Annotated in this window: 5 protein-coding genes; 3 read left to right on the plus strand and 2 right to left on the minus strand. The window is 41.4% G+C overall.

Features of this window, described 5'->3' with window-relative positions; translation table 11 throughout:
* Together K8S13_RS19695 and K8S13_RS19700 are read right to left on the minus strand one after the other, a co-directional pair.
* Window positions 1–428: orotidine 5'-phosphate decarboxylase / HUMPS family protein (locus K8S13_RS19695; protein ID WP_291465263.1), on the minus strand; the 428-nt coding region annotated here is incomplete at its 3' end.
* Window positions 429–586: 158 nt separating this feature from the next.
* A complete protein-coding gene (locus K8S13_RS19700; RefSeq protein WP_291465264.1) occupies window positions 587–1,258 on the minus strand; it encodes a potassium transporter in 672 nt (223 codons plus the stop codon).
* 462 nt (window positions 1,259–1,720) lie between these two features.
* On the opposite strand from K8S13_RS19700, the gene K8S13_RS19705 reads away from it, so the two are divergent.
* Genes K8S13_RS19705 through K8S13_RS19715 form a run of 3 tightly spaced genes read left to right on the plus strand, consistent with a single transcriptional unit; the run spans window position 1,721 to window position 3,936 of the window.
* Window positions 1,721–2,341: a hypothetical protein gene (locus K8S13_RS19705; protein ID WP_291465266.1), complete on the plus strand. Its 621-nt coding sequence runs from the start codon at window positions 1,721–1,723 to the stop codon at window positions 2,339–2,341.
* The gene (locus tag K8S13_RS19710; protein WP_291465268.1) at window positions 2,268–3,638 is read left to right on the plus strand and encodes a carboxypeptidase-like regulatory domain-containing protein; all 1,371 of its coding nucleotides are present in this window, start codon (window positions 2,268–2,270) and stop codon (window positions 3,636–3,638) included. Before K8S13_RS19705 ends, K8S13_RS19710 begins: the two co-directional genes overlap by 74 nt.
* 4 nt (window positions 3,639–3,642) lie before the next feature.
* Entirely contained in the window at window positions 3,643–3,936 is a 294-nt protein-coding gene (locus K8S13_RS19715; RefSeq protein WP_291465270.1) for a hypothetical protein, read from the plus strand.
* The last annotated feature ends 502 nt before the right edge of the window (window positions 3,937–4,438 follow it).

Below are 4,438 nucleotides of genomic sequence, written 5' to 3' on the forward strand. Positions count from 1 at the left end.
AGAAGTTGGGGGTCTTTTACAAACTCGTCTTTAAATCCGGAAGCTTTAACTATATCCCCGTCATTATCCGTTAAAAGGGTGACACCTAAAACCCCTGTTTTCCCTTTTCCCCCTTTAACTGCTTTTTCAAGCATGGCCCTGGATGATGAACAATGGACGGTAACAAAATCGACCCCTAAATTTGCCACCCTTTCCATTGCTGTTAGAACAGTGGCTGCAATATCATGACGCTTGAGATCAAGAAAAATTTTTGCAGAACTCTCTTCTTTGACCATTTGAACCACAGACGGCCCCTGTTCAATAAACAGCTCCAGCCCGATTTTAAACATTCCCACCTTTCCGTCAAGGAGTTTCACATAGTCTTTTGCCTGCCTGACAGAAGAAAAATCCAAAGGAAACACAATATAATCCTTACCTTGTTTTTGCATAAACCCATCCTTTTTAGCATCAGACTTTTACCAACCTCATCCTTGCAGTTAAGATAACAATATTTATTAAACAGATTATTAACCGGTTCAATATCAAACTTTTATTTTAAATTCTATGAATATGTTATCTGCCCATGAATTTTTAAAGGATTTGCAATTCAACAGCTGATTACTGCCCGGGTTTGCTTCTGGTGGTCAACGCCTGTAATAACACCATGACACCGACATGCGGTACAAAGAAGAAGCAACCCTTTGTGCTGCTGTATTTTCTTTAGAAAAGAAAACAGCTGCCCGGGACTGACCCCTCCGATACCCGGTCCCAGCTGCCTGCTGCGCAGCACTATGGGAATATATTCTTTATATTGTAATGCTTCAAGCCGAGCGAACATATCCTGTTTCCTGGGACGTTTCGTAACCGTGCAAAACTCTTTTGGCTCACTGCAATTATCCGGGCAGATAAAATCGGCATTACTCACATAGATATCTCCGTTAGACCCATGCATGGGATTCGGCAGGAGCGAATCAATCCCGGAAGACAACCGTGCCCGAGCCAACCGGTCCGGCCCCATTTTCATACTGCACCATTCCCATACCAGATGAACAGGCAGCGCAGGGATAATCCAGGAGACCTTCGCCCCGGGTTTAAGGTGGTCATTCAAAAATTGAATGCCATCGGTCTGCTCAATGCTTATATTCGATCCTTTTGCCCTGATCAGATTTTCCTTAACCGGGTCTACCAATACAAATTGCCAGTCTTTATACTTTTTTGACAACCGGCTTACAGCAATTGATCCAAACCGGCCAACACCAATAATCCATACGGTTTTCATAACAGCGATTATGCTATTTTAAGCTTCTGGCTGTCAACAAGCTTTTAACAATTTATATGTCAGACTAAATTTGATCCCATTACCCGCATTTTGATCTTGACAAAGAAATCGATTATAGATACAGCCATGAAAAACAATTCTCTATCTGGCAGATGACAAGGTAAAAATGATAAAATTATTCACATGAAAAAATCAATTATACTTATTCCCCTTATAATCCTGTTTATTGCAGTGGTTTGGATCCGGAATGATTATTTTTCAAATAATATAAAAAAAACCTCCCCCATTAAAATTTCAAAGCAAATTAAATACAGTTTCACTATTCAGAATAAAACCAATAAATTGCTGAATGACGGAAAATTGTGGATTTATGCACCAATTGAAAGAAACTCGTTCCAATCTTGCTTCAGTATAGAAACAAATGTTCCGTTTCAACTGCTTAAAAGTAAAAATGGGAATCAGGTGCTTTATTTTGCTGTTAATGATCTTCCTCCTTTTGCAACCCGTGTGATTAATCTTCAGGCAATTATTGCTTATCGTTCGATACCCAAAAAAATCGACCTTGATAATAAAGAAATCTATTTATTGCCTGAACCGGATATCCCACAAAGCAGTATTTTCACATCCGGGCCCCTGGATCTGTTCGTCCCGGCCAATGCCCCGGACAATGTTTTTGTCCGCCTTGAAATCAATGATATTTATTATCACCTTGGGCAGACCGATGAAGTCAAAATGAGCGGAACCCAAACCAGTCACCAGGTCAGCCTGCAGGATACCTCATACTATGGCGAACTTATCTCAACTTTGCCAGAAGTATCAAAAGGAGACGAGGACATCATCATCACGGGCCGTGCCATTGACAGATCCACATCAGAACCTTTGTTTGATGTACCCTTAAACCTGATCATTACCGTGAACGGGTTTGAACGTAAATTTATAGTGACCACCGATGAAACAGGTCAGTTTACCCATACATTTGAACCTTTGGAAAACGAAGCCGGTGTCTACCATGTCCATGCAGTCCATGGCTCTGAATATGAATCTGTGGGCAGACAACTCTGCCAACGAGTTCGGCAGCCTTGAATTGGCTGTTATTAGTGACGAATCATCCGGCACTCCCTGGGGATCAGTCCTCATTGATACTCATTTTTCCCAAAGCAAACCTGTTCTGTATTTTACACCTGACCATATAGAAACAGGTGTGGCCCACGATGACATGATCACAGAAACCATAACCCTGAAAAACCAGGGCCTGGCCGACATGGGGGATGTCTTTCTTGAACTCAAGGATGAAAATAACAATCCTGCCCCTTCATGGGTAAGACTTAACACACCTTCTGATATAGGCACCCTGAATGTGGGCGAATCCCGCGATGTAAGCATAAGCTTTATCCCGGGAACCGGTATTGCCCAGGGCATGCATATCTTCTATCTTACCGTGACAAGTTCCAATTATCCCGCAACCGATATAGGTCTTTATCCAACTATAACCCAGTCCGGCATTGGTAACGTCCTGTTCAAGATATCAGATATTTACACAGGTACATTCAACCCTAAAAACGAACTGATCCGGGGTCTTGCCAATGCAAAGATAAGGCTGCAAAACGAAATTACTTTCACTGACCAGACAGCCAGTACAGACCAGCTTGGCGAAGTCCTGTTTGAAGACTTGACCGCAGGTGCCTATAAATGCAAAATCACCGCCTCCAACCACCAGGAATATACAGGCCGTGTCTGGGTAAAACCCGGGATTACCGTGAGTAAGGATTTATTTTTAGAGTACAACCTTGTTACCGTGGAATGGGAAGTCAACGAGATCACCATCCAGGATAAATACGAGATCCTGCTTACAGCCACCTTTGAAACCGATGTACCCGCGGCCGTTGTAGTGGCAGAACCCTTGTCCATCAACCTGCCTGACATGGAAAAAGGAGATGTGTTCCATGGAGAGTTCATCCTGATCAATCATGGTCTTATCAGGGCGGATAATCTTGACCTTCCCATACCCGAAAGCGATGAAAACTTCCAGTATGAAATCCTGACAGGCCTGCCCCAGAGTCTTGATGCAAAACAGCGCATAACAATACCCTACCGCATCACCTGCTTAAAATCCCTTGACCAGGAAGAAGAGACAGGCAGCGGCGGCGGATGTTATACTTACAGGAAATGTACGTCAACAGTTGTTACAACTACCGTTATTGCAGGCGCTGCGGCATATTCTGCGTATCCTGTAGTGATAGTTGCAGCTGGAACACCTGCTGGGCAACAAATAATCACAGAATTTATTCCTTCAATTTTTCCAGGAAACCCAATCTCACCAACCTTTTGGGGTTTAGCAGGCGATCGACTTGGAGAAAGATTAGGCACACCAGGATGGTAAAAAAATGAATTTTTTATTGGGTTTAAGGATAGCGGGTATTTTGAGCATATTGAGTGGTATTAGTATGTATAATACTGGTTGGGATAATAAGTGGGGAGTTCAAATTTCTCCATCAGCTGCGTTATTTTTATCCTTGTTGGGTTGCATAATGTTTTTTTTAAGCTTTATAGTAAAGCAAAAAATAAATCAAGGAGAAATGATTTGTACAAAATGCAAAACAAAGTATCAAACCAGACATATACAGATTAATATTTGTCCAAAATGTAACGGTAAGTTGGTTCCTTTTGTTGAGGAATAAGCCGCTTTAAAACTCCTATCTAAAGCTGAATGACTCAACAGAATCAACAGCAGAAAGGGAACACAATGGCAGACAGATTGTTGACATGACAGGTTTAAAAGATCCGGGCCAGAATCCATTGATGACCCGTGATTCGGAATTCCGGGAATTCCGGGAACACAATACTAAACTATTATCAACCCAATGATTTGATTTAGCAAAAAAATGATAGAAGTATGATCATAATGTGGTAAACAATAAAAAAGACTATTTGTTCGTGATGCTAAAAATCAAACAAACTAAGAAACAGAATGGATAAGGATACAATCATATATTATATGCTGAAAGGTATGTCTTTCGCTTGTCTTGGCGGTATTATCTACAATCTTTTCTGCCTTAAAGGTTTATGACCTGGATCAATAGTCACCAGTATGGTGACACGGATTGTTCCATTATTGGTGATCTATTATATTTTTGATTCCATAGCAAAACGATACAAAGCATAGCGCAATTAAATATGAAA

The sequence above is a fragment of the Desulfobacula sp. genome (assembly GCF_021107415.1).